Here is a 702-nt window from a genome sequence, read left to right as displayed (position 1 = left end):
CTCAGGCTCGGGCTCAGGCACGGCTGCGATATCGCCATAAGTGGCGGCCAACGTCAGCTCGTCGCTGTCCGGGGTGCTGCCGCCACCGGCCTGCTCTGGCGTACGGCTCCGGTCGGCCGGATCCATCGCCATCGGCGCGCCGCTGAATCCGGCCAGGCCACTGGGATTGCCGTCCAGCCCTCCGGCATCGCCCATCGGCGGATTGGGCGAGTCGGGAACGGTTCCCGGCGACAGCGCGGGCAGATCACCCGGGTAAGTCGCCCGGCCATCCGTGCCGACCACCATCGACGTCCCGGCCTGGCTCAGATTGCCGGAGTACCCGTCATTGCCGGTCCAATCGATGCGATCCCCATAGACCAGATCGACGCGCAGCCGATCGCCGATGAGCATATCCACCACCGCCCCGCGGATGCCGGCCGTGCCCACCGGGGTGGTGATGGAGACACCGCCCTTGGCTTTGGAGGCCGCTCCTCCGACAAACCGCAGGATGCCGCGGCTGGCACTGGCCGCCAGTCGGGCGCTGCCCTTGGCCGGGTCGTAGACGAAGCTGTCGATGACCAGCGACGAGCGCGGGCCGACGGTGAAGCTGCTGCCATCGGCCAGCAGGATCTGCACCGCGCCCTTGTCGTCGGTCTCGAAGCGCTGGTCGCGCAGCACGTGGTCGCCCAGCCGCACCTGGCGCATGGGGGCGGTTCCGCTCTG

General features: G+C 69.9%; 1 protein-coding gene. It reads right to left on the bottom strand.

Going from position 1 to position 702, the window contains the following annotated elements:
* A partial coding sequence (locus JCM9942_RS17430) for a FecR domain-containing protein (protein ID WP_172675208.1) occupies positions 1-684 on the bottom strand: 684 nt, incomplete at its 3' end.
* Positions 685-702: the final 18 nt, after the last annotated feature.

It is taken from the genome of Stenotrophomonas pictorum JCM 9942, assembly GCF_001310775.1.
In the GTDB taxonomy this organism is placed as follows: Bacteria; Pseudomonadota; Gammaproteobacteria; order Xanthomonadales; family Xanthomonadaceae; genus Stenotrophomonas; species Stenotrophomonas pictorum.
Note: the sequence above shows the minus strand (reverse complement) of the source record. Positions and strands in the feature narration are given on the sequence as shown.